Raw genomic sequence first — 23,682 nt, forward strand, 5'->3', positions numbered from 1 at the left:
GTCCGGATGGCCGCCAGGGAAGGGGTGCGCGGACGACGCCGCGCGCGGCCATCGGGATCACAGGCCCGGAACGCGTACACCGTGCACCGTACACATCTCTCGGGATTTCGACCATATTCGCCCCGATCACCGTAGGTCACATTCAATCGCGTAAGCATCCGACCTCAGGCCGTGGCAGAATTACGCTCGCTGTCGACCGCCGGGAGGGAACCGGTGCACTTGTCCGAAGTTCGCCGCGCCCTCCCCCGCGTGGCCTCGGCAGTGCTGGTCAGCGCCGCGGTCGGCGTGCTGTCCGTTCCCGCGGCCGAGTCCGCCTCGCCCGCCGAGCCGGCCCGCCTGGCCGTGCCCGCGGCGCCGGCCGACCTCTACCGTGGCCAGCAGTGGACGCTCGACGCGCTGCACATCTCCCGCGCGTGGAAGTACTCCCGTGGCAACGGCGTGACCGTCGCGGTGCTCGACACCGGTGTCGACGGCCACCAGGCCGACCTTTCCGGACGCGTCATCGACGGCCCCGACTTCACCGGCCACGTGCGCAAGCCGGGTGGCCGCTACTGGGGCCGGCACGGCACCGAGATGGCGAGCCTCATCGCCGGGCACGGTCACGGCGCCGGCGCGGCGTCGGGCGTCATGGGCGTCGCGCCCGACGCCAAGATCCTCTCGATCCGGGTGACCTGGGAGCTGAACGACCCGATCCGGGACGACCACGCGGAGGTCAACCGGTCGCGCGACGCCGTCGCGAAGGGCATCCGCTACGCCGCCGACCACGGCGCGCAGGTCATCAGCATGTCGCTCGGCGGCGGCAACCTGTTCTACAACGGCAACGCCGCCGAGGAGGCGGCGATCAAGTACGCCCTCGGCAAGGGCACCGTGCTCGTCGCGTCGGCGGGCAACGACGGCGACGGCGCCAACCGGCGCAACTACCCCGCCGCCTACCCCGGGGTGATCGCGGTCGGCGCGGTCGACCGCGCGTTCAAGGCGGCCAAGTTCACCAACCGGCACACCTACATCTCGGTCGCCGCCCCCGGCGTGGAGATCGTCAGCGCAGACGCGGCCGGGCACGGCTACATCCTCGGCACCGGCACGAGTTCCTCGGCCGCCTTCGTGGCGGGCATGAGCGCGCTCGTCAAGGCGCGTTACCCGACCCTCACGGCGCAGGAGGTCAAGCAGGCCCTGGAGGAGGGCGCCACCCACCGGCCGCCCGACGGGCGCAGCAGCGAGATCGGCACGGGCGTCGCCGACGCGTACGGCGCACTGCGCACGGCCGCGCGGATCAACAAGGCCGAGCACGACGGCACGCCCGTCCAGACGCCGCAGCAGACGGCTCGGCCGGAGCCGGTGGCGTCCGGGCACAGCGACCCCGACCTGATGCTGATCGCCGTCCTGAGCGGCGGCGGCACGCTGATCCTGCTCAGCCTGATCCTCGGCTGGCGGCAGCGACGGCGGCGGATCGCCCGTGAACGTGAGGAGGACGCCGACGAGCCGGAGGAGCCGCAGCGGTCGGCGCTGCCGGTCGCCGCGCACGCGTCGTCGGCCACCGGGCCGTGGGAGCGCAGGCCCGCGCCACCGCCGTCGCGTACGGGCCTGTCACCGTGGGAGCGCCGCCCGGAGACGCCCGCGGACGAGGATCCCCGCTGGAACCCGGGTCCGCCCGACGCGTCGCCCCCGGTCACGCCCTGGGACCGCCGGCCGGAGACGCCCGCGCCCCACTGGGACGCCGGTCCGCCCGACGCGTCACCGCCGGTCACGCCCTGGGACCGCCGGCCGGAGACACCCGCGTCCTACTGGGACTCGGCACCGCCCGAGGCGACGCCGCCGGTCACCCCCTGGGACCGCCGCGGGCCCGCCGGCTCCTGGGGCTCCTCGCCGAACGAGACCGCCTGGGACCGGCCCCGGCCCGAGACACCGCCCCCCGGCCGCGACGAGCAGCCGCCCGCGGAGCCCTCCTGGGACCGGACCGAGGCACCGTCGCCGTCGTGGGACCGGCTGTCCGCCACGGACGCCTCCTGGGACGGGCCGCCCCCGGCGGAGCGCTCGTGGGACCGGCCGCCCGCCGACTCCTCGCCGCCCGCCGACTCCTGGGACCCGCCTTCGGCCGACGCCTCGTCCCCGAGCGAATCCTGGGATCCCGCCGACTCCTCCTCGCCCACCGAGGCCTGGGGCCGCGTGCCCGCCGACTCTTCCTCCCCCACCGAGTCCTGGAACAGCCTGCCCGCCGATTCCTCCTCCCCCACCGAGTCCTGGAACAGCCTGCCCGCCGAGACCTCCTCCCCCACCGGCTCCGGGGACCGCACGGAGCCGGACGTGCGGGACACTCCGCCGGCCGAGCCGCCGGCGCCCGAGACTCCGGCTCCCGCCACACCGTTCGAGCCGTACGAGCCGCCGCCCCGCGATCCCGCCGAGACCAACGGCCACCGCACGTCCGCGCACCAGGACTTCCGCGTCGCGGGCGGCGGCGAGCCCGACCCGCTGAGCGACGACTCCCCGTTCGACTCCTCCTCCGACGTCGGCACTCCGCTGGCCGACGAGAGCTGGGAGAGCATCCGGCGAGGCTTCGACCGGCTCAAGGACATGACCAACTGGGAGTCTCTCGGCAAGACCGACCTGGACGTCACCGGCGACGCGCCCCCGCAGGAGGCCTTCGACGAGACGGCGGCCCTCCCCACCGTCGACCCGGACGAAGACGAAGACGACAAACGCCCGCCTTCCTGACCTCTCGCCGCCTCAGCCGGCGAAGGCGACGAGGCGTGTGCACGGAATGGCGAGAGTCCGTGCACGTTCTGGCGGTGCGCCGATCCTCGGGGTCGCTACTGTCACGGCGAGGTCGCCGTCGAACAGAAACGAAGCCGAGTCCCCAGTGTCCGTGCCACGACTCGCGGCCGCCCGGCGTCCGGGCGGTCTGACGCGGGTTCCTCTCGCCGCGGTGTGCCTCGTCACCGCCTGCTCCACAGTGTCCAGCCCGCCGGACTACGCGGCGTTCGCACGGCAGACCGGCGCGGCGGCCGCCGCCACCCGGTCGGCCGTCGCCGTACGCGCCACCGTGCACGTCGCGCTCACCTACCTGATGGCCCGGTACGAGCTGTCCGGCACGGTGGACCGGACGACGGCGGGCTTCACGTTCACGGGCACCTCGACGGTCCGGGCCGGCGCGGGCCTGTCCACTCGGAAGGTGCGCGTCATCAGCGTCGCCGGCCGCTCGTACGCCGCCTCCGCGCGCCTGCCGCACCGTGAGGCCGATCAGTGGACCCTGCTGTCGTCTCCGAACCAGCTGGTGCCGATCACCGGATCCTCGACGGTCGACCTGGCCGTGCTCGACCCGCGGTTCTATCTGGCCGTCATGGATCCGGCGTACTGGACCTCGCACGCGGGCATCGACATGCCCGAGCCCAAGGAGACGACCGCGACCGGCGGCGTACGGACCCGTCACTACCTCACCGGATGCGGCTACGGCTCGAGCTATCCCGGCTGTGACTGGGCCAGGCTCGGCTCGCTGTTCCGGGTCTGGCACGGCAACCCCTCCGACGCGGCCGAGGACGTCTGGATCGACCCCGGGCGCCACGTCGTCCGCCGGATCGCGGTCGACTGGGGGCTGTGGTCCCCCGCGGACGTCCCCCTGTACGTGAAGGGCGACCTGGACCTGGCCACACTGCCGGCGCCCGTCCCGATCACCGCCCCGCCGAACGCGCGATGACCGGCGACGGCCTGCGGCCCGGTGACCCGCACCGGCTGGGCGACTATCAGCTGATCAAGCGGCTCGGCGCGGGTGCCATGGGCCAGGTCTTCCTGGGCCGCTCTCCCTCGGGACTGCCCGTCGCCGTGAAGGTGGTCCACCACGATCTCGCCGCCGACGAGGGCTTCCGCGCGAGGTTCGCCCGCGAGACGCGGGCGGCGCGTGCGATCGGCGGGGCGTTCACCGCGCCCGTCGTCGACGCCGACCCGTACGGCGACCCGCCCTGGCTGGCCACGCAGTTCCTGCCGGGGCTGTCGCTGTGGGAGGCGGTCGAGGAGTACGGCCCGATGACCGCACCCGCCGTCCTCTCCCTCGCCGCGGGCCTGGCCGAGGCGCTGCGGTCGGTCCACGAGGCGGGCGTCGTGCACCGCGACCTGAAGCCGTCCAACATCATGCTCACCCCCGACGGTCCGCGGGTCATCGACTTCGGCATCGCGCACACGGCCGACGCCGACCGGATCACCCGCGCGGGGGCCATGATCGGCACTCCGGGATACATGTCACCCGAGCGGGCGGCCGGCCGGGACAGCGGTCCGGCCGACGACGTCTTCGCCCTCGGCTGCGTGCTGACGTACGCGGCGACCGGGCACCCGCCGTACGGGCCGGGCGGCCCGCACACCCAGCTCTACCGGGTCGCGCAGGGGCCGCCCGACCTCGGCGCCGTGGCCGACCCCTCGCTGCGGAGCCTCATCGCGTCCTGCCTCGCGCGGGATCCCCGCCACCGTCCCACCACGCGCGACCTGCTCGGCCGGCTCGCCCGCCCGCCGCAGGGCGTCGCCTGGCTGCCCGATCCCGTCGCCGCCGGGATCTCCGCGCGGGCCGCCGGACTGCCGCGCCGCCGCCTCCTCACGCGGCTGCCGGTGCTGATCACCGGAATCTTCCTCCTCGCGGCACTGGTGTACGCCGCGCTGCTGGCCTTGCCCTCCGGGGACGGCTGCGACGAGGCGTGCGAACACGCGCACACCAGTGAGGCCGCGTTCTACCTGATCTGGAGCCCGCAGATCGAAAACGCGGCGCACAGCTGCGCGGAGGGCGCCGCGGGCTGCGCCGACCAGACCGCGCCGGTGCTCACCGGGCTGGCGAAGGAGATCCACCTGCGCACCGACGCGTCCCGGTACGCACGGCCCCTCGCCGACCTGACCCTCCTGAACCGGCGGCTCGCGGCCTACCGGGCCTGCCCGAGCTGCCGCCCCGGGGCGACCGGCCTGAACTCCTCTCTGCTCGCCCTCGACCAGGACCTGTTCGCCGTATCCACCCTGCCCTCGCCCACAGACGGAGCCACCGATGGAACCACTGCGCCCCACCGATCCCCGTAGCGTAGGGGACCACCAGGTGATCGCCCGGCTGGGCGAAGGCGGAATGGGTCAGGTCTTCCTCGGCACGTCGCCGGGCGGGCGGCCGGTCGCCATCAAGGTGGTCCGGCCGGCGCTGGCCGCCGAGGCCGGATTCCGCGAGCGGTTCCGGCGGGAGGTCGAGGCGGCGCGCACGGTCAGCGGCGCGTTCACCGCACCGGTCGTCGAGGCCGACCCGGTCGGCCCGGTTCCCTGGCTGGCCACCGCCTACCTGCCCGGTCTGTCACTGCTCGACCTGGTACGCGCGCACGGCCCGCTGCCACCCCCGGCGGTCCGCGCCCTCGGCGCCGCGCTGGCCGAGGCCCTGGTCGCCGTCCACCGGGCGGGCATCGCGCACCGCGACCTCAAGCCCTCCAACGTCATGATCACTCCGCAGGGCGTCCGGGTCATCGACTTCGGCATCGCCAAGGCCGCCGACGGCGGCCCGCTCACCCAGAGCGGGCAGCTTCTCGGCACTCCGGGCTACCTGGCGCCCGAGCAGGCGGCGGGCGGCGCGGTCGGCCCCGCCACGGACGTGTTCGCCCTGGCCGCCGTGCTGTGCTTCGCGGCCACGGCCGTCGGCCCCTTCGGCGTCGGCGACGTCCCTCTCCTGCTCCACCGCACCTTCCACGAGGAACCGGATCTCACCGCCGTCGCCGACCCCGGACTGCGGGACCTCATCGCCGCCGGACTCCACAAGAACCCCGCCCAGCGGCCGACGCCCGCCTGGCTGCTGTCCGCGCTCGCCCGGCCGGAGGACGGCCTGGGCTGGCTCCCCGCCCCGCTCGCCGACGTCGTGCTCCGCCAGGCCGCCCTCCGGCCACCCGCACCCGCGACCGCGCCTTCCCCTCCGTACGCGCCGTGGGGCCGCAGGCTGGCCGCCGCCCTGCTCGACGGTCTGTTCATCGTGCTGCCGATCCTCTGCTACGTCGCCTACCTCATGGCGTTCGTGTGGGGCCGCGAGAACATCACCGTCCTCAACCGGGGCGTCGCGATCTCCACGATCCGTGCCACCGTCCCCATCGTCGCCCTCGCCTGCCTGATCACCTTCTTCGTGCTGCTGGTACGGACCCTCGTGCGGGAGGGACGCACCGGGCAAAGCCCGGGGAAGCGGCTGCTGCGGATCGAACTGCTCGACGCCCGGACGGGCCGCCCGGTCGGCATCGGGCGGGCCCTGGTCCGGCGGCTGGCGCACGTGCTGGACTCGCTGCCGTGCTATCTCGGCTTCCTCTGGCCGCTCTGGGATGAGCAGCACCAGACCTTCGCCGACAAGCTGGCCGGCACCGTCGTGCTGGACCGCCCCGGCCCGGCGCCGGGTATGGGGGGTTAGCCCCACCATCACGCGGCGTGCCAGCCGGATGGGAGCGGCGACGGTGGTCCCGTAGCGTTCTTCCCGTACCGACTTGCGAGGAGTCATCCGTGAAGAGCCGTGGCGTGGCGATCGTCGCCCTCACCGCACTGACCACAATGGCCGCGTCGGGGTGCGGCGTGGGCGTGCACTTCGCCGACTACCGGCACACCACCACCATGGACGACACGCATGTCTCCGGGGTCACGAGCGTGCAGGTCGACGCGGGCGACGGCCACGTCGTCGTGACGAAGGGCAGCGGAGACGACGTGACGGTCCACCGGGTGGTGCACTACCAGCGCGGCACTCCCCACCCCGGTCAGCGGCTGAACAACGGGACGCTGACCTTCAGCTCCGGCTGCACCCGGTGCCGGATCGACTATGACCTGGTCGTCCCCGCCTCGGTCAGCGTACGGGCCCACACGGACAGCGGCCGGGTGAACGTCAAGGACGTCCGGACCGCCGACGTGAGCACCGACTCCGGCTCGGTGACCGTGCGGCACGTCGCGGGCGACGTGAGCGCCCGCTCCGACTCGGGGTCGGTGACCCTGCAGGATGTCGGCGGCACCCTCCAGGTGAGCACGAACTCGGGGTCGATCCACACGACGGAGCTCCGCTCGGCGGACGCGACGGCCTCCAGTGACTCCGGCTCCATCCATCTGGCGTTCGCCTCGGCGCCCAAGAACGTCCGGATGACCGCCGACTCCGGATCGCTGCACCTGGCCGTGCCCGGCGGTCCGTACACCGTGGCCGTGCACACCGACTCGGGCGGCCGGCACGTCGGCGTGCCCACGGCGTCCGGCGCGACGGCACGGCTGTCGCTGCGCACCGACTCGGGCAGCGTGAACGTCGTCCCGGCCGGTTAGCCGCCTGTTCCGCCCGCGAGCGGGAGCCCGTCACGTTCTCCTGGTCAGTCCGATGAGGTGATCTCCTCCATGGTGGTCTCCCGGAGTTCCTCGTCCTCCACCAGCAGCCAGCGCGTGATGCCGGCCGACTCCAGGAACGGCAGGTCGTGACTCGCGACGACGAGCGCGCCCTCGTACGACGCGAGCGCGCTGGTGAGCTGCTGGACGCTGGGCACGTCGAGGTTGTTGGTCGGCTCGTCGAGCAGCAGCAGCTGGGGCGCCGGTTCGGCGAGCATCATGGCGGCGAGCGCCGCGCGGAAGCGTTCGCCGCCGGAGAGGGTGCCGGCCGGCTGCTCCGCCCGCGCCCCCTTGAACAGGAAGCGGGCGAGCTGGGCGCGGATGTGGTTGTCGGTCACGCCGGGCGCCCGGCGGGCGATGTTCGCGGCGACGCTGAGATCGTCGTCCAGCACGTCGAGACGCTGCGGGAGGAACCGCAGCGGCACGTACGTCCTCGCCTCCCCCTCCAGCGGCGGAAGCTCTCCGGTGAGGGTGCGCAGGAGGGAGGTCTTGCCGGCGCCGTTGCGCCCGACGAGGGCGATCCGCTCCGGACCGTGCACCTCCAGGTCGGCCTCGCGCAGCCGCCCGTACCGGGGCCGTACGCCGCGCAGGCTGAGCACGGTGCGCCCGGCGGGCACGGCGGTGTGCGGGAGACTCACGCGGATCTCGTCGTCGTCGCGTACGGCGTCCGCCGCCTCTTGGAGCCGGTCGCGCGCCTCGCCGAGCCGGTCCTGGTGAAGGTTGCGCAGCTTGCCCGCCGACTCCTGCGCGGACCGCTTCTTCGCGCCCGCGACGATCTTCGGCGCCCTCCGCTCGAGGTCCATCTTCCGGCTGTTGCGCTGCCGCCGGGCGATCTTGATCTGGGTCTCCTCCAGCTCCCGCTTCTGCCGGCGTACGTCCGCCTCCGCGGCGCGCAGCATCCGCCCGGCCGCCTCCTGCTCGATCGCCACGCCCTCCTGGTACGCCGACCAGCCGCCGCCGTACCAGGACACCGCGCCGGCCCGGAGCTCGGCGATGCGATCGACGCGTTCGAGCAGCTCACGGTCGTGGCTGACCACGACCAGGATGCCGGAGTGCCATGCGTCGACGGCCTCGTACAGCCGCTTGCGGGCGTGCACGTCGAGGTTGTTGGTCGGCTCGTCCAGCAGGAGGACGTCGGGGCGCTCGAGGAGCAGGGCGGCGAGGCGCAGCAGGACCGTCTCACCGCCCGAGATCTCCCCCACCGTACGGTCCAGGCCGATGCCGTCCAGCCCGAGCGAACCGAGCATGGCGAGGGCGCGTTCTTCGACGTCCCAGTCGTCGCCGACCGTCTCGAAGTGCTCCTCTCGCACGTCGCCGCTCTCGATCGCGCGCAGGGCCCGGCGCCGGTCGGCGATCCCGAGCGCCTCGTCGACGTGAACGGCGGTGTCGAGGGTGATGGTCTGCGGGAGGTAGGCGAGGCCGCCGCGGACGCCGACCGATCCGGCGATGGGTTTCAGCCGTCCGGCGAGCAGCCGGAGCAGGGTCGACTTCCCGGAGCCGTTCGCCCCGGCCAGCCCGGTGCGTCCCGGCGGGAAACCGAGGGACAGCCCGTCGAAGACCGTCGTCCCGTCCGGCCAGGCGAACGAGAGAGCGGAGCAGGTCACGGATGCAGTCATGAGCCCTCCTTCGTCGGAGGGGAGGCCAGGCGCGCTGTGTTCATTGATTCACTCGCTTCCGCTCGCTCATGATGGGGTCCTTCGCGGTCGTGGTGTTCGGGGCGTCGTATGCGAACACCACGCGGCGGAGCGGAGCGCTTGAGGAAGGCTCGTGCACCGAGGTCGCTGCCACGCGTCGTCGTACGGCGGAGCCGTACCGCGTAGTGATCGCGAACCTCAGACGAGCAACATCCACCTCTATCGCCGGCAGCAGAGACGAGCCGATATTAGACAGGCCCGGAACCGGCGGGCAAACGCATTTCGGGGAGGTCGCAACGGCCCGGTGTCCCCGTCTTCCCCGGTGACCCGCTCGATCAGCCGAGGACGGCGGGCTTGAGCACCTCCTCGCACCACTGGCGGAAGGTCGTGGGGCTGCTGGAGTGCGGGGTTCGCGGCTCGGCGTTATAGACGCCCTCGTCGACGTCGGCGAGCAGGTCGACCAGGCCCTGGGCCCAGCCCTCGCTCATCCCGTTCCGCGTCAGGTTGGCCTTGAACGCGTCGCCGGGGACCCGCTGGTAGCGGATCGGCCGCTCCAGCACCTCGGACATGATCTGCGCCATCTCGTCGTAGGACAGGTCCTCGGGCCCGAGGATCGGGACACTGGCCCGCCCGCTCCAGGAGTCGTCCAGCAACAGCCGGGCCGCGGTGGCCGCGACGTCGCGGGTGGCGCACGTCGGAAGCCTTCGGTCCCCGGACACCGGGTAGAAGAACACGCCCTGGCTCTTGAGCGGCCCGATCTGCTGGAGCAGGTTCTCCATGAACGCCGGCATCCGCAGGGCCCGGCAGCTCACGCCCGTGCCCTCGATCATCTCGTCCATGATCAGCGACGTCGGCGCGTGCCTGCCCGGCGCGTCCCCGTCGCCGCGCAGGGCCGAGATGTAGACCAGGCGCTCGACGCCCTGGCTCCCGATGGCCGCGCACAGCGTCCGCGTGAACTCCAGGGCACGGTCGCGCATGCTGTCGGCGGTGGGCGTCGGCGGCACGAGCCAGAACACACCGCCGGCGTCCGCGAACGCCTCGGTGACCGCGCCGACGTCGTCCAGCGAACCCCGCACGACCTCGACACGCTCGCGGACCCGTGGGGAGAGGCGAGAGGGGTCGCGCGCGAGCACGCGGACCGGCGCGCCGCGCTCAAGGACGTTGTCGAGGACCTGATGGCCGATCTGGCCGGTGGGAGTGGTGATGACGATCACGAGATCTCTGCCCCTCGCTCGGTTTTCGGAACCGGAATTTCGCTTCCAGTAGGAGGCGAGGAGTACGTTACGGAATCCAGATTCCGGTTGTCAATCAGGTGACGGGAGCGGTGGAAAACGCCGGTGTTCTCCCGGATAGAGTGCGTCGATGCTGGATGGACTCGACGACGTCGCATGGTCTGAGCTGAGGCACGCGTACGGAGAGGCCGGCGACGTTCCCGGCCTGCTGCGCCGGGCGGCGTCGGGCGGGGACGCGGCCGAGGAGGCCCTCTCGGAGATCTTCGGCTGCCTCTTCCACCAGGGCACCGTCTACACCGCGACGACGGCGGCCGTGCCGTTCCTCACCGAGCTGGCGCGGTACGCGCCGGAACGGCGCAGCGAGTTCGTCTGGCTGCTCGGTATGTCGGCCGATCCGCACCATGCCCACGGCTCCGCCTTCGACGCGGTCAAGGCCGCCGTCAGCGCGAACGCCGACGCCTTGATACCGCTCCTGGGCGACGCCGACCCGCAGGTACGCGCGGCCGCCGCGTACGCCCTCGCCCAGTGCGGCGCGCCGCCGGCCCCGCTGTGGGACCGGCGGGCGGTCGAGGAGGACGCGGACGTGCGTGCCTCGCTCGCGTTCGCGCTCGGTCTCCTCGATCCGGCGCGGGCCGTCGAGGATCTCTCCCGCGCCGTCGTGCACGCTCCGCCGGTGGAGCGGGTCGCCGCCGCCCTGGCCCTGACGCGGAACGGCGAAGCGTGGCCGGACGGCGCGGCGGCCGCCGTGGTCGGCGCCATGGACGACGCCGAGGTCGAGTACGCCTGGCAGCGTCACGCCGACTGGACCGACGACCTGCTGGTCGAGACGGATGACGCCCTCGCCACCACCCTGCTGAGGCAGATGTTCACGGCGCCTTCCGCGCAGGTCCGCCGTGCGGGTGTGTGGGGGATGACGGTACGCGGCCAGGCCCGGCGTACGACCCCGGCGCTGTTGCTGCCGCTGGTGCGCCCGCTGCTGGACGACCCGGACGAGGGCGTACGCGGTGAGGTCGTCGGCGCGTTGCGCAGGTCCGGGCGTGCGTCCGCGCGGTTCGCCGACGAGCTCCGTACGGTGGCCGCGCGCTACCCGCGGACGGCGCATCAGGTGGCGATCACCCCCGAGCTCAAGGCCGTGGAGACCCTGATGCTGCTCGGCGATCCCGGCTGGATCGACCCGGTCTGCGCGGCCGTCGCCGCCGACCCTGACACGAGGCGGATACGGCTTCTGCATCACGGCATGCCGTGGAGCCGGCGGGCGTTCGACGAAGTGCGGCGGCGGCTGGCCGCGCCGGCCGGCCGGGACGCCGCGACGGTCTCCGTCCTGGCCACGGTCCTCGGCCAGTGGGGCTCCGACGCCGCGCCCGCCGTTCCGGAACTCCTGGCGGTCCTGCCGCACGCGGGCGAGGCGGTGTCCCGCGCACTGTCGCGGATCGGCCACACCGCTCCCGAGACCGAGCCCTACCTGCGTGCGTTCGCCGAGCGGACCGGTGACCTGGAGGCCGCACTGGACGCGTGGCGCATGACCGATGACGCCCGGTTGCCGATCGAGGCCCTGAACCGGCTTTTGACGGGTGAGCGAGTACAGCCGCCGCGCAACCCGCCCGACCTCGGCGACGTGGGCTCCCACCTGCTGCCGTTGGTCCCCGCCGCACGCCACCACCTCACCGGCACCGCGGCGGCGACCTACCCGCAGCGCGACGTCCAGGTACTCGCGGCCCGCGTGCTGTCGGCCGCGACCGGCGACCCGGCGCCGGCGCTGCCGACCGTCCGCGCCGTCCTCGAGGCCGGCGGCACGTCCGCGAGCGGGGCGGCCGGCCTGGTCGCCGACCTCGCCACGACGTTCCGGACCGGCGTAGGCGACCTGGAACCGGTCCTGCGCGGCCGGCTCGACGATCGCTGGAGCACGGTGGCGGCGGCCCGCGCACTGTGGCGTCTCGGCACCCCTCCGGCCGAGCTGGTCGCTCCCCTGATCGCGGCGATCCCGGCCCCGTACGGCGGTCGCGGCGCGGTGGCGCTGCTGGTCGACATGGGCGCCGTGGACGCCGTCGCGGATCTGGACCGCCTCGCCCGCCGCGACGAGCGGATCGTGACCTCGGGGATCGACGACGACATCGTCTGGCAGGACGAGCGGTTGCAGGACCGGTTGCGAGAGGCCGTCGTCGCACTCCGCGAGCTCTGACGACGCGTCACCCCCGCGGCCCGTCTCACGTCGGCAGGGCGCCCGCTCCCGGCCGTCGCACCATGGAGACGTCGATCGGGTCCTGATCCTCCACGGTGAAGCCGTGGCGCTCGTACAGTCGCCGGGCGGCGCTGCCCTGCAGGACGTTCAGGCGGACGGGCACACGGTCGGCGTCGATCCGTTCCAGGAGTGTGCGCAGGACGGCCGATCCGAGCCCCCGGCCCTGGAGGTCCGGGGCCAGGTAGAAGTGCTCCAGCCACCGCCCGCCCTCGGCCGGGCGCACGGTCACGGAGCCGGCGAGGGCGCCGTCGACCACGATGACCGACGTGTGCCGCGGGGAGAAGGAATCGCGCAGCCGCTGCCGGACCCGATGTTCGTCGAACCGCCCCAGCCGCTCCAGGTCCGGTCGCATCACTATCGCCCGCAGCTCCGCGATCGCCTCAACGTCCGCCGGCTCGGCAGGACGCAGCCTCCATTCGATGGGCCGGTCCGCCGCGACCCGCCCCGGCCGTGTCCCGTCCGCCCCCGTACTCGCATCCATGTCCGAATCATCTCAATAGACCGCTATGGCCACGTACGCACCAATGTCGAGGGCGCGCGATGCCGCCGCGTGATTCGCCGGTTGACGACCGGGGGGATAACCGCTATCTATTAGCTAGCCGTTAGGGGTGATACATGCAGGACGCAGTGCTGGCGATGCTCGCGAAGGAGCCGTCGCACGGCTATCAGCTGCGCACCCGGCTGCGGCGGTTTCTTGGCCCGCTGGGTGAGTCGATGAACGCCGGTCAGGTCTACGTGGCCCTGGCCCGGCTGGAGCGCGCGGGACTGGTCGTCTGCGAACGGGCGGACGGGCTGCCGGAGCGGCCCGACCGCAAGGTGTACGCGCTGACGCCGGCCGGACAGCAGCGGGTGGCCGCCTGGCTGACCGAGGTGAACTGGCCGAAGCCGGACCTGGCGGACTTCCACCTCAAACTCGCCACGGCCGCCGCGGCCCGCCTGGCCGACCCGGTGGAGCTGGTGGCCGCGCAGCGCCGCGAGCTGATGCGGCGCCTGCGCGATGCGCAGCGCGCGATGCTGGCCGAGCCGGACGGGTCGACCGCCGGTCTGCTGCTGGAAGGGGTCGTGCTGCGTCTGCAGGCCGACCTGCGCTGGCTGGCGGCCTGCGAGCGGGCCTGGTCCAGAGCCGGACGGAAATCTGAGGACGCATGAACGACATCGGCGCGGTGCTGCAGGCCCGCGACCTGTACAAGGAGCACGGGCAGGGGCAGAGCCTGGTCCGCGCGGTCGACGGAGTGGACCTGGACGTGCCGGCGGGGCAGATGCTGGCGGTGATGGGCCCGAGCGGCTGCGGGAAGTCCACCCTGCTGCATCTGATGGGCGGCCTGGAGCGGCCCACCGACGGCGAGGTGTGGGTGGCCGGCCGGCGCATCGACACCCTGAACGAGCGGGCCCTGGCCCGGTTGCGGCGCCGGGCCGTGGGGTTCGTCTTCCAGGCGTTCCATCTGGTGGAGGAGCTGTCGGCGGCGGAGAACGTGGAGCTGCCCGTCCTGCTGGCCGGGGGCTCGCCGCGCGCGGCCCGGCGTCGCGCCGCCTTTCTGCTGGAGCGGTTCGGGCTCGCCGACCGCGCCCGGCATCTGCCCTGGCAGCTGTCGGGCGGACAGCGTCAGCGGGTGGCCATCGCGCGGGCGATGGCCAACGAGCCGCTGGTCCTGGTGGCCGACGAGCCGACCGGGAACCTGGACACGGCGGCGACGCTCGATGTGCTGCGGCTTTTCGAGGACCTGCGTACCGCGGGACAGACCCTGGTGATCGTCACGCATGACGAGCGGGTCGCGGCCACCGCGGATCGGCTGATCTCGATGCGCGACGGGATGTTCGTCGACGACACCCAGCTGGCCGGCCGCACCACCGGACGGCTCGACGGCCTGATCGGGCTGGAGGACTGATCGCCGTGGGTCGCGTCCTGCTCATCGTCCGCCTCGTCCTGGCCGACGTACGCCGCCATCCCACCCAGGCGGTCATCCTTCTCGTCTCGGTCGCCGCCGCCACCGCCATGCTGGGCCTGGGCGCGTCATTGCACGGTGCGACCGAAGCGCTCTACCGCAAGACCCGGACGGCCACGGCCGGACCGGACGCGGTCGCGCTCTCCCCCGGCACCGACCGGGCCACGATCAGGGCCTTGACGTCTTTGGCGCACATGCCCGGGGTGGTCGCGTACAGCGGACCGTACCGCGAGTACTACACGACGCTCACGGCGCACGGCTCCACGGGAGCCGCGGTGGTGCAGGCCGCCGATGCGACACCGGGTCCGATCGACCGTCCGCTCGTGACCTCGGGCCGTTGGGTGCGCCCGGGCGGCGTCGTGGTCGAACGCGGCTTCGCCACCGCTCTGGGCGCCGGCGTCGGCGACCGTGTCACCGTCGCCGGCCGCTCGCTGCCCATCGTCGGGATCGCCGTGACCGCGGCCCACAACGTGTACCCGTGGGCGCCGGGGATCGGCCCGGGCGGCGGGCCGAGCGACGGCGGCGGTCTGGTCTGGATGGCCGAACGGGACACCCGCGCGCTGAAGACGTCCGATCTCTCGGTGACCTCCTTCGTCAACCTGAAGCTGCGGGATCCCGACACGGCCCTGACGCTGGGGCATCGCGATCCCGCCGTGGCCTCCGCGGTCGGGGACACCTGGGTGAACATCAGGGCGTGGCAGGACATGGCCGCCCAGGACTCCATCATGCTCAAGGCCAGCCAGCCGATCCTGGTCATCGGCAGTTGGCTGCTCGCGTTCCTGGCCACCGCCGGTGTGGCCACGCTGGCCGCAGGACGTGCGGCCAAGCAGACCCGCCGGGTGGGACTGCTCAAGGCCGTCGGCGCGACACCCGGCATCGTCGCCGCCGTCCTGCTCGCCGAGTACCTGACCCTGGCGCTGCTCGCCGACTCACTGGGGCTGGTCGCCGCGAGGCTGATCCAGCCCGTCATCATCAATCCCAGCGCCAGCCTGGTCACCACGGCGACCGGGCCGACCGGCGGCACGATCGTCGTCACGACCCTCGTCGCCGTGGCCGTGGCGGCCCTGACGAGCCTCGGCCCGACCGTACGGGCCCTGCGCACCGAGACCGTCACGGCGCTCGCCGACAGTGCCCACCAGCCTCAGCACCGGGCCCACCTGACCAGACTGTCCGCGCTGCTGCCGACCCCGCTCCTCCTCGGGCTCCGCCTGATCGCCCGCCGACCCGGCCGCGCCGTCCTGCACGCCTGCAACACCGCGGCCACCCTGGCCACGGTCACCGGTCTGCTGATGATCTACGCCCAGCCCTCGAAGGGGTACCCGGGCTCCGCCATGGCGAACGACCTGCGAAACGCTCAGGAACACCACGTGATCCTGGCCGTCACCGCCGCGCTGATCGCCCTCGCCGCCATCAACACCGTCACCACCACCTGGACCACGGCGCAAGAAGCCCGGCCCACCATGGCCATCGCCCGCACGCTGGGCGCCACCCCCGGACAGATCACCGCCGGGCTCTCCGTCGCGCAACTGCTTCCGACGCTGCCCGGCGCCCTCGCCGGCGTCCCCATGGGCATCATCCTGTGCCTGCCCTTCAGCGCCGGGAACGTGACCTGGCCACCCGCGTGGTCGCTGCTCGCCGCCGCACTCGCCGCCCTGCCCGCAACGGCGGCGCTCACCGCGGTGCCCGCCCGCGTCGCGGCCCGCAGATCCGTGGCACGAACCCTCAGCGCCGAAGCGGCGTGAGCCCCAGCCGACGATCTGGCTGCTTCGGTGGGTTGTCACAAGCGGGAGGGCTGTCTCGTCGAGTAGGAGCGGCGCCGGCCGGCGCCGCTCCTACTCGAGAGGGCAGATCATGAGTGAACAGCCGCAGGCCATCCGGACCCGCCTCGCCTGGGCGCGGGTCGACCCCGAGGCACGGCAGGCCATGCTGCGGCTCGACCAGGTCGGCGCCGACCAGATCGACCCGACCCTGCGCGGGCTGATCTGGATGCGCGCCTCCCACCTCAACGGTTGCGCGTTCTGCCTCGACCTGCACTCCGCCGACGCCGCCGAGCGCGGTGAGACACTGCAGCGCCTGGTCGTCGTCGGCGCGTGGAACGAGGCACCGCACCTGTTCACCGAGCGCGAGCAGGCCGCCCTGGCGCTGACCGACGCGGTGACCCGGCTCGGCGAGCACGGGGTGCCGGACGCCGTCTGGGCCGCAGCGGCGGAACAGTTCGACGAGAAGGAGCTGGTCAGGGTCCTGATGGCGATCGTTACGATCAACGGGTGGAACCGGCTGGCCGTCGCGACGCACGCGCACGTGAGGCCGCGGCATTGAGTACGGTGGCGGGCGCGGCGGCCCGGGCGGACGAGGAGATCTTCCTCGGCCATCGACCGATGCTGCTCGCGCTCGCCTACCGCCTGCTCGGCTCGGTGCACGAGGCCGAAGACGTGGTCCAGGACGCGTACCTGCGCTGGAGCGCGGCGAACCGCGCGGAGGTGGCGAACCCGGCCGCGTTCCTCACGGCGATCACCACCCGGCTCGCCGTCGACCGGCTGCGCTCGGCGACGGCGCGGCGCGAGTTCTACGTCGGTTCGTGGCTGCCGGAGCCGCTTCCCACGGCCGATCGGGACGATCCTGTCGAGAGCGCGGCGCTGCGCGAGTCGGCGTCCGTCGGCATGCTGCTGCTCCTGGACCGGCTCGGCCCGGCAGAGCGGGCCGTCTTCGTGCTGCGCGAGGCCTTCGATGTCCCCTATGCCGAGATCGCCGCGATCCTGGGCCGTAGCGAGGCGTCCTGCCGTCAGTTGCTCAGCCGCGCCCGCCGCCGTACGGTCACCGCCCCGACGCACGTCAGCGCCCTCGACCCGGCGGCGGCCCGACCGCTGGTCGACGCCTTCCTCGCCGCCGCCCGCAGCGGCGACCTGGGGCGGCTCGAGTCGCTGCTGCGCGAGGACGTGACCCTCACCACCGACGGCAACGGCACGGCCCGCGCGGGACGGCACCCCGTCCACGGGGCGGAGAAGGTCGGCCGGCTCGTCACCAAGGTCTTCGAGCGCTTCGACCCCCGCACCGAGATCCGGCACGCCTGGTACAACCACGCCCCGGCGCTGGTCATCGACACGCCGGTACGCAGGGTCGTCTACCTCTTCCAGTACGACGCCGAGGGACGCATCGGGCAGCTGTTCGCCATCCTCACGCCCGAGAAGCTGAGCCATCTGCCCAGGTGAACCGGAGGCCGCCGGGGCGTCGCACTCAACGCCTCACTGGCCCACGCGACCGTCGATGCACTCTCTCAACAGATCCGCGTGGCCACAGTGCCGGGCGTACTCCTCGATCCGGTGCACCAGCAGGTCCCGTACGGCGATGGCGTCCTTCCCCAGACGTACGCCCAGATCGTGGTGCTCGGCCAGCACGGCGTCGGTGGCCGCCTGCTCACGGGCCAGATCGGCGTACGCGGCGTCGACCATCGCCTGTTCGGCGACCGCCCCGTCGAAGTCGGCGTCGTACAGCTTCGGTGGAGGGTCGCCGGGCAGGATCCAGCCGCGCCAGTCCCGTTCGGCCTCGGCGAGGTGCCGAAGCAGGCCGAGCAGTGACATGGTCGACGGCGGCACCGACCGGCGGGCCAGCTGCTCCGGGGTGAGACCCTCGCACTTCATCAGCAGGGTCAGCCGGTAATTCGCCAGGTAGTCCTGCAGCGTCGCCAGCTCGCCGTCGGGGCTGGCTCCGGCGTTGTCTCGGGGATCCTCATCCGGATCCACCCACATGTCCGGGTAGACGTTCGCCCGGCTCCACCGCTGGGGTTGGTCGCTCACTCGGGTCATGGTGGTCCTCGGACAGCCGGCTCGCCAGCGAATTTCCGCGAATCACCAGAGGCGCTCGTCGGGCCCATCGACGTTCAGGCTGATCGCGGCGACCGTGTTCATCGGCATGAGGCCCTGCGGAATCGGACGACGGGCGTACGCGGCCGCGGCAAGACTGACGGTCCGGCCTGCTACCGTCCGCAGGCGCCGGCGATGGCCGGCGTGAGATCCCGGACCCCTCTTCACCGGGCGATCAGGAAGGGCATGGGCTGGATGGACGACGGCGAGAAGAACGCACTGTTGACGTTCTTGGAGGCGCAACGCGCGAGCGTTCTGGCGATCATCGATGGGCTCGATACCGAAGCCCTGACAACCCCGGTCCTGCCATCGGGATGGACACCTCTAGGACTCGTGGAACACCTCGGCCACGCCGAGCGGCACTGGTTCCAAGAGATCGCCACCGGCTCCGCCGAGCCGCTGCCTTGGCCGGACGACCACACGCCACTGATCATGTCACGGCCACCATCGGTGGTCTTCGAGTTCTACCGCACCCAGTGCGAGCGCTCGAACGCGATCCTCGCCTCGATGCCACTGTCGACGCCCCCGCGCGGACGTCACCCTGATCCACTCGGAGAAGAGATCACTGACCTACGGCGGATCGTCCTCCACATGATCGAGGAGACCGCGCGCCATGCGGGCCACCTCGACATCGCGCGCGAGCTGATCGACGGAAAGACGGGACTCGGCCCCCGGTGAGTCTTCGGGCGGCGAGCATCAGCCGGGACTGCTTTCTTCCGCCATCAGGTCGCACACCGGATACGCCGTGCCCTTGTTCTTCACGACCTGGCGCCTGGAGGGAAAACCGTCCGGCCTCTTCGTGGCGGAGCCGGTCGGTCTCCAGCGCCGGCTGGTGACCGACCGGCCGGCCCGTCACTGGGACTTGGCCACCAGACCGACGTCGATGGTCACCACGCCACCCGCGGTGACGTTGAATTCGGCGCTGTCGCCGATGATGACGGATCCAGTCTCCGAGACGTCGCTGATGTCGGAGTCCGTCGCGTCGTCGCCGACGTTCGGTGTCGTGAACGTCCAGGGACCCGACCCGTTGAGGGTGACACGAACGATGTTCCGCGTCGCGCGCACGTCCCAGAAGGAGTAGTAGCCGTCGAAGATGTTGCTGACGCCCGAGCCATCGCCATCGTCGGGATTGATCACCTGGATGCTGCTGATGTCGTTGAGGGGCGGTTCTCCGGGTTCGCGCTGGCCGTCGCCGTTGAGGTCGTTCCAGACGTTCCCCTGGACGGTGCCGACGCCGACGATCTGTACGGTTCGAGTCGCCGTGTTGTTGGAGGTGTCGGACTCTCGTGACGTCGTCGTCACACTCGCGTCGAAGTCCGCGTCGGTGCCCGGGGGCGCCATCGCCTCCAGACTGAGGGTGATGGGGTACTCGGTGGCGTGCGCGGCGAGGTCGGCGGTCCCGGTGCACGTCACCACCTGCGCGGCCGGGGTGCAGGGCAGGGCGGACGACGAGCTTGTGCCGAAGAGCTCGAAGCCGGTCGGCACCGTGATCTTCAACTGGAGGTCACGAGCGGGGCGGTCGCCTTGGTTGCGAACCGTCGCCGTGACCGTGGTGCCATAACCAGTGCCGACGACGGGCGGATCCGCACTCAGGTCGACCGCCACGTCCGCAAGTGCTTTGGCCGCCGGGGCCGCGTGCGCGACTCCGCTCGCCGTGAACGTCAGCGCCGCCGCGGTGACCGCCACCAGCGGGCCGCGCAACGCCAAGGTCATCCGTGTTCTGGCCATGCTTCCCCCGGTTCCGTTGAGGTTTCCCGCAACAGGGACGCGCCCCCACGGCCCACCGGTTGGCGGCGTGACCGTACATGGCCACCTCAGAACGTCGACGGAGCGGACTCGGCTTCCACCTCAACCACTGACCGGCTAGACGATCCCGGGCTCGGAGTACCCGCTCCGGAGACATCCAGGAAACTCGCAGTGGTTGCGATGAGCCACATGGCGGCGCAGCACGGCTTTCTCGTGACGGAGCACGAGCAACGCAGCGTCCGTCCGGCTCATCGCCGCTCACCCCATGGGCCATAGCAGAGCGGAAACCCGCTCAATATGCTTGCCGCCATGAGTCGTTGGGACGAGCTGACCGGTGGGAGGTCTGGGGAGGACTACGCCGCGCGGTTCGCGGCTCTGGCCGCCAGCGGCAAGGACATGCACGGTGAGGCGCGGTTCTGCGCCACACTTGTTCCCGCCGGAGCACGGGTGCTGGACGCCGGGTGCGGTACCGGGCGAGTCATGATCCGCCTTGCGGAGCTCGGGTACGACTGTGTCGGGGTGGATCTTGATCCGTCCATGCTGGCGGTAGCGCGGAAAGAGGCGCCGGAATTGCCCTGGATCCAGGCTGACCTGGCGGAGTTCGACCCGGCGGCGGTCGATATGGCCGCAGACTTCGATCTCGTGGTCGCCGCCGGCAACATCTTCCCGCTTCTCGCCGCCGGCACTGAGCCCACAGTGGTCACTCGCCTGGCCGCGACCCTGCGCCCGGGTGGTCTGATGGTCGCCGGATTCGGCTTGGACGAGGCCCACCTGCCGGTACCGCCCAGCATCACGCTGCCGGAGTACGACGCCTACTGCGTCGCGGCCGGCCTCACCTTCGTCGACCGCTTCGCCACTTGGGACGCCGACCCCTACGACGACGGCGGCTATGCCATCAGCGTCCACCGCCGCTGAGGATCCCTCTGTCTCCACCGGAGGACGGTTCCGGGCTGTTGACCTCGGCTGAGCGGCTGAGCGCTTCCTTCGGACCTCGGCCCGTGGGGGGCGAGGGGGCGGCTCGCTGCGAGCGTCGCCGGCACTGATGGAATTCCTCTCAAGGTTCGGGCAATCGCCCGGAGGCATAGTCAGGTGAATGTGCGCCGATGGCTGTCGCTGGTTGCCATCGTTGAAGTCAACCTCCCTATCGCCGACGGCTTTACAGAGGGCCAGTAATCTCGATGCGAATCCCCCGTTGACCTCGGAGAACAGCTACGCTTCGCCGCAGCCCGCTATCGGTCATCTCGCACATATCCCGTGCCGAGGAGTTCACACCTCGCTCGACCGCCGAGTCGTGGGTGTGTATCGGTGGGCGCGTAGGACCCACTCCACAAGCGAATAGCAGGAATCACGTCATGACCTGTGAGGCGAACGGGGCTCACTACCTCCTCACCAGCGATGAGGACGACAACGACGTTTGGGGATACGTCCAGGAAGCGACGGGACTCTTTAGCTCAGACAAGGATGGCAACCGGCAGGTCCGACTGCTGGGGTGCGCCCCTCGGGGCAGCCTGCTGACCTGCCTTGGTCATATCGGCCGCAAGCGAGCACAGGCAGGAAACGCCAACCTCACGCTACTGGCTCCGTCCGGAGCGGAGATCGGCGGTTACTTCGTCAACGATCTGACGGTCGAAGCTGCCGAGTCCTCGACGCACGGTTCAGATCTGATCGATCTCACCGTGCGCCTGTGGTGCGACGACTTGTTCCCTCACTCCGACTGGGTCTGGGAACTCATCCGGACCGACCGGCTGAACCGGAAGGGGATGTGGCAAACACTCGGTCCGGCCGGGCGCCGGGCGTGGTTGTCCGTGGCGCTGAATCATCACGGCTATCGATCCCTCCCCGATGATCCGGTCAACGCTGAGTACGAACTCGACGGCCTGCATGTGGTGGACACGGACAGCTTCTATTGCGCGCTCGGGGAGGCGGTGAACGGACCAGGCGGCTACTTCGGATGGAATCTCGACGCGCTTGCTGACTGCCTGCACGGCTGTTGGGGGGCAAAGCCTCCGTTCACTCTGTACTGGCGCCGTTCCGACCTCGCCCGACCGTACCTGATGGAGCACAAACCAACCTTCACCGGCAGCGCACCGCTGCTGGAGACCCTCCATCAAGGCGGCGTCGACGTCGTCATGTGTTGACCAGCCACCAAGTTGGCTGCACAGGGCCCAACTCTGACCATTGACCTGCTGTCCATCCTCTACCCGGTCCATGCTCAATCCAGATCGTTGTTAGCCGTCGTAAGCCAACAGATTGACAGTGCGCCATGGATCTTGCGGCTACTCGACTGCCGACCTGCCCGGGCCTCCTGACGACTCCTCCGACCCCGTCGGCTCATTCCGCGTATTTTCCGGATCTTGGTTTCGGTCAGCTGTTGCCATCGACTCAGGATCACGTCCGGTGCCGTGGGCTGCCCCTTCAGCTTGGCCGGCTGTCCTGTGCGCTGAGCCAGGACAGCCATTGGCTCTTCTTCGGGTGAGGCGCGTCGGGGTGGTCCAGCAGCCACAGTAGGTAGCCAGCGCGGAGACGGGCCGGTTCGATCGGCTGTTCTGCGACCGCCGCCAGCCGCGCCCGCAGATGCGGCCTGTCGAGAACGCGTGCAAGTCTCGCGTAGCCGACATCCTCGCAGCGATGCTCCCGACGGGCGGCCAAGACCACCAGATCGATCAGCTGATGGACGACCGAACCCGGCACATCGTTGCTGCCGCGCGTGAAAAGCGACAACAAGACCTGCTTGGTTCCCCAGCCCTTCGCGTACGCGAACCACTCATCCGGAAACAGCGCCTCCCACCGCAGGTACAGCAGGGCGTAGGGAAGACCGGCCCATGCCGCCAGAGTCCTCGGGTCGACGTTCTCCCAAAGGGCGTCGGGCAGGGTGCCACGTCGCGCTTGCTGCCACGTCGCCAACCGGTGCCGGTACTCCGGGTGCTCCCGTTCATAGAAGACCTGGTTGAAACGCTGCAACGCCTCGATACACAGCCGTTGCGTCTCCATCAGACGAGCATGCGCACGAAATCGATCTGTGGCATCTTCTGCGATCAGATCGAAAGCCCAGCCCAAGCGATCGTGCCACGCATCATCAATCTCCATCTCGGACCTTCGCTCGTCTGACCTGCTCGCCAGTGCGCTCGAGAGTGACCGTTCTCGGTGCGGACCACTGAGCCAATGCCACGCTAATCGCACCACCGGACCCGCGCACCTGGCTTCGGAGGCCGGCCGGCACCGCATCTCGGGCCTGGAGCCGACCTGACCTGTTGTCGGTCTTCTGTGACGTGCAGACGGCTCCCTCCGCTGGGTCATCCCCTCGGCCGTCGTCCCACCTGTCAGGGGAGCGGGACAAGCCTCCGGGGGTGAAGGTGGAGCACTCCACTGACTGAACGACTTTCCCTCCGGAGGCTTTGCCTGCTTGGCTTGGCCTGAGACGGCGGCCGAGGGGATGGCCCGGCGTCCACCCCAACCTTTGACAGCCGTGCGGGAGCGTGCGGGCTGGACCATCCCCGAGCTGGAGTACCCCCGCCGGAGGCTATTGCGGGCGACGAGTGCCGGACTGTCCGACGTCTTCGCTAGCTTCGCTCGGGCTAGGTGAGAACGCGTCCGGGAGGGTTTGCTTTGGGCGGGTCTGCATGGGACTACGTAGTGCCGTATCACGAGGATGCTGCAGTGGCGCTGAGTACGGCGCAGGCGAAGGCATTCAGTGAGGGT

The 23,682-nt window shown here is 71.4% G+C and carries 20 protein-coding genes; 14 read left to right on the forward strand and 6 right to left on the reverse strand.

The annotated features are described in order from the left end of the window. Positions 1 to 219 precede the first annotated feature (219 nt). The 5 genes from ABEA10_RS48360 to ABEA10_RS48380 all read left to right on the forward strand — a co-directional run bounded on the left by ABEA10_RS48360 (position 220) and on the right by ABEA10_RS48380 (position 7,272). Positions 220 to 2,709: a S8 family serine peptidase gene (locus ABEA10_RS48360; RefSeq protein ID WP_345475455.1), complete on the forward strand. Its 2,490-nt coding sequence runs from the start codon at positions 220 to 222 to the stop codon at positions 2,707 to 2,709. A 151-nt stretch (positions 2,710 to 2,860) separates the two neighbouring features. Continuing rightward, positions 2,861 to 3,688, forward strand: coding sequence for a hypothetical protein (locus tag ABEA10_RS48365; RefSeq protein WP_345475456.1), 828 nt, complete (start codon positions 2,861 to 2,863; stop codon positions 3,686 to 3,688). Then, positions 3,685 to 5,043, forward strand: coding sequence for a serine/threonine-protein kinase (locus ABEA10_RS48370; protein WP_345475457.1), 1,359 nt, complete (start codon positions 3,685 to 3,687; stop codon positions 5,041 to 5,043). The genes ABEA10_RS48365 and ABEA10_RS48370 overlap by 4 nt, the downstream gene beginning before the upstream one ends. Continuing rightward, positions 5,012 to 6,388 (forward strand): protein kinase domain-containing protein, encoded by a 1,377-nt coding sequence (locus tag ABEA10_RS48375; protein WP_345475458.1) that lies wholly within the window; start codon positions 5,012 to 5,014, stop codon positions 6,386 to 6,388. Before ABEA10_RS48370 ends, ABEA10_RS48375 begins: the two co-directional genes overlap by 32 nt. A gap of 89 nt (positions 6,389 to 6,477) precedes the next feature. Then, positions 6,478 to 7,272: a DUF4097 family beta strand repeat-containing protein gene (locus ABEA10_RS48380; RefSeq protein WP_345475459.1), complete on the forward strand. Its 795-nt coding sequence runs from the start codon at positions 6,478 to 6,480 to the stop codon at positions 7,270 to 7,272. Between the two features lie 44 nt (positions 7,273 to 7,316). Here the strand turns inward: ABEA10_RS48380 and ABEA10_RS48385 are convergent, their stop codons facing one another. Both ABEA10_RS48385 and ABEA10_RS48390 read right to left on the reverse strand, forming a co-directional pair. Beyond that, on the reverse strand, positions 7,317 to 8,945 hold the full coding sequence (locus ABEA10_RS48385; RefSeq protein WP_345475460.1) for an ABC-F family ATP-binding cassette domain-containing protein: 1,629 nt from the start codon (positions 8,943 to 8,945) through the stop codon (positions 7,317 to 7,319). Between the two features lie 353 nt (positions 8,946 to 9,298). Further along, positions 9,299 to 10,177: an NmrA family NAD(P)-binding protein gene (locus ABEA10_RS48390; RefSeq protein WP_345475461.1), complete on the reverse strand. Its 879-nt coding sequence runs from the start codon at positions 10,175 to 10,177 to the stop codon at positions 9,299 to 9,301. 148 nt (positions 10,178 to 10,325) lie between these two features. On the opposite strand from ABEA10_RS48390, the gene ABEA10_RS48395 reads away from it, so the two are divergent. Next, complete coding sequence (locus tag ABEA10_RS48395; protein WP_345475462.1) at positions 10,326 to 12,374, forward strand: hypothetical protein; 2,049 nt, start codon at positions 10,326 to 10,328, stop codon at positions 12,372 to 12,374. Between the two features lie 25 nt (positions 12,375 to 12,399). Here ABEA10_RS48395 and ABEA10_RS48400 read toward each other — a convergent pair whose 3' ends face one another. After that, a complete protein-coding gene (locus ABEA10_RS48400) occupies positions 12,400 to 12,915 on the reverse strand; it encodes a GNAT family N-acetyltransferase (RefSeq protein ID WP_345475463.1) in 516 nt (171 codons plus the stop codon). A gap of 134 nt (positions 12,916 to 13,049) precedes the next feature. Between ABEA10_RS48400 and ABEA10_RS48405 the strand changes: the two genes are divergently transcribed. The 5 genes from ABEA10_RS48405 (at position 13,050) to sigJ (ending at position 17,586) form a co-directional block, all read left to right on the forward strand. Beyond that, on the forward strand, positions 13,050 to 13,583 hold the full coding sequence (locus tag ABEA10_RS48405; protein WP_329243693.1) for a PadR family transcriptional regulator: 534 nt from the start codon (positions 13,050 to 13,052) through the stop codon (positions 13,581 to 13,583). Continuing rightward, on the forward strand, positions 13,580 to 14,320 hold the full coding sequence (locus ABEA10_RS48410; protein ID WP_345475464.1) for an ABC transporter ATP-binding protein: 741 nt from the start codon (positions 13,580 to 13,582) through the stop codon (positions 14,318 to 14,320). The genes ABEA10_RS48405 and ABEA10_RS48410 overlap by 4 nt, the downstream gene beginning before the upstream one ends. Positions 14,321 to 14,325: 5 nt before the next feature. Continuing rightward, positions 14,326 to 16,119 (forward strand): ABC transporter permease, encoded by a 1,794-nt coding sequence (locus ABEA10_RS48415; protein WP_345475465.1) that lies wholly within the window; start codon positions 14,326 to 14,328, stop codon positions 16,117 to 16,119. Positions 16,120 to 16,228: 109 nt separating this feature from the next. Next, entirely contained in the window at positions 16,229 to 16,696 is a 468-nt protein-coding gene (locus ABEA10_RS48420; RefSeq protein ID WP_345475466.1) for a carboxymuconolactone decarboxylase family protein, read from the forward strand. 5 nt (positions 16,697 to 16,701) lie between these two features. Further along, positions 16,702 to 17,586, forward strand: a complete 885-nt coding sequence (gene sigJ / locus ABEA10_RS48425; RefSeq protein ID WP_345475480.1) for an RNA polymerase sigma factor SigJ — start codon at positions 16,702 to 16,704, stop codon at positions 17,584 to 17,586. A gap of 33 nt (positions 17,587 to 17,619) precedes the next feature. Here sigJ and ABEA10_RS48430 read toward each other — a convergent pair whose 3' ends face one another. Then, entirely contained in the window at positions 17,620 to 18,171 is a 552-nt protein-coding gene (locus ABEA10_RS48430; protein ID WP_345475467.1) for a DinB family protein, read from the reverse strand. 261 nt (positions 18,172 to 18,432) lie between these two features. Between ABEA10_RS48430 and ABEA10_RS48435 the strand changes: the two genes are divergently transcribed. Then, positions 18,433 to 18,915, forward strand: coding sequence for a DinB family protein (locus tag ABEA10_RS48435; protein WP_345475468.1), 483 nt, complete (start codon positions 18,433 to 18,435; stop codon positions 18,913 to 18,915). A gap of 174 nt (positions 18,916 to 19,089) precedes the next feature. Here the strand turns inward: ABEA10_RS48435 and ABEA10_RS48440 are convergent, their stop codons facing one another. Next, positions 19,090 to 19,965, reverse strand: coding sequence for an SdrD B-like domain-containing protein (locus tag ABEA10_RS48440; RefSeq protein WP_345475469.1), 876 nt, complete (start codon positions 19,963 to 19,965; stop codon positions 19,090 to 19,092). 327 nt (positions 19,966 to 20,292) lie between these two features. Here ABEA10_RS48440 and ABEA10_RS48445 point away from each other — a divergent pair, with 327 nt between their 5' ends. Then, complete coding sequence (locus ABEA10_RS48445; RefSeq protein ID WP_345475470.1) at positions 20,293 to 20,898, forward strand: class I SAM-dependent methyltransferase; 606 nt, start codon at positions 20,293 to 20,295, stop codon at positions 20,896 to 20,898. Positions 20,899 to 21,335: 437 nt separating this feature from the next. Then, positions 21,336 to 22,121: a barstar family protein gene (locus ABEA10_RS48450; protein WP_345475471.1), complete on the forward strand. Its 786-nt coding sequence runs from the start codon at positions 21,336 to 21,338 to the stop codon at positions 22,119 to 22,121. Between the two features lie 277 nt (positions 22,122 to 22,398). Here ABEA10_RS48450 and ABEA10_RS48455 read toward each other — a convergent pair whose 3' ends face one another. Next, on the reverse strand, positions 22,399 to 23,070 hold the full coding sequence (locus ABEA10_RS48455; protein WP_345475472.1) for a hypothetical protein: 672 nt from the start codon (positions 23,068 to 23,070) through the stop codon (positions 22,399 to 22,401). Between the last annotated feature and the right edge of the window lie 612 nt (positions 23,071 to 23,682).

The organism is Actinoallomurus oryzae, assembly GCF_039541955.1.
In the GTDB taxonomy this organism is placed as follows: domain Bacteria; phylum Actinomycetota; class Actinomycetes; order Streptosporangiales; family Streptosporangiaceae; genus Actinoallomurus; species Actinoallomurus oryzae.

Bases quoted from the DNA above. Each gene is read 5' to 3' on its own strand.
- ABEA10_RS48370 (WP_345475457.1), top strand. From the start codon at position 3,685: ATGACCGGCGACGGCCTGCGGCCCGGTGACCCGCACCGGCTGGGCGAC.
- ABEA10_RS48375 (WP_345475458.1), top strand. From the start codon at position 5,012: ATGGAACCACTGCGCCCCACCGATCCCCGTAGCGTAGGGGACCACCAG.
- ABEA10_RS48385 (WP_345475460.1), bottom strand. From the start codon at position 8,945: ATGACTGCATCCGTGACCTGCTCCGCTCTCTCGTTCGCCTGGCCGGAC.
- ABEA10_RS48395 (WP_345475462.1), top strand. From the start codon at position 10,326: ATGCTGGATGGACTCGACGACGTCGCATGGTCTGAGCTGAGGCACGCG.
- ABEA10_RS48400 (WP_345475463.1), bottom strand. From the start codon at position 12,915: ATGGATGCGAGTACGGGGGCGGACGGGACACGGCCGGGGCGGGTCGCG.
- ABEA10_RS48405 (WP_329243693.1), top strand. From the start codon at position 13,050: ATGCAGGACGCAGTGCTGGCGATGCTCGCGAAGGAGCCGTCGCACGGC.
- ABEA10_RS48410 (WP_345475464.1), top strand. From the start codon at position 13,580: ATGAACGACATCGGCGCGGTGCTGCAGGCCCGCGACCTGTACAAGGAG.
- ABEA10_RS48420 (WP_345475466.1), top strand. From the start codon at position 16,229: ATGAGTGAACAGCCGCAGGCCATCCGGACCCGCCTCGCCTGGGCGCGG.
- ABEA10_RS48435 (WP_345475468.1), top strand. From the start codon at position 18,433: ATGGACGACGGCGAGAAGAACGCACTGTTGACGTTCTTGGAGGCGCAA.
- ABEA10_RS48440 (WP_345475469.1), bottom strand. From the start codon at position 19,965: ATGGCCAGAACACGGATGACCTTGGCGTTGCGCGGCCCGCTGGTGGCG.
- ABEA10_RS48445 (WP_345475470.1), top strand. From the start codon at position 20,293: ATGAGTCGTTGGGACGAGCTGACCGGTGGGAGGTCTGGGGAGGACTAC.
- ABEA10_RS48450 (WP_345475471.1), top strand. From the start codon at position 21,336: ATGACCTGTGAGGCGAACGGGGCTCACTACCTCCTCACCAGCGATGAG.
- ABEA10_RS48455 (WP_345475472.1), bottom strand. From the start codon at position 23,070: ATGGAGATTGATGATGCGTGGCACGATCGCTTGGGCTGGGCTTTCGAT.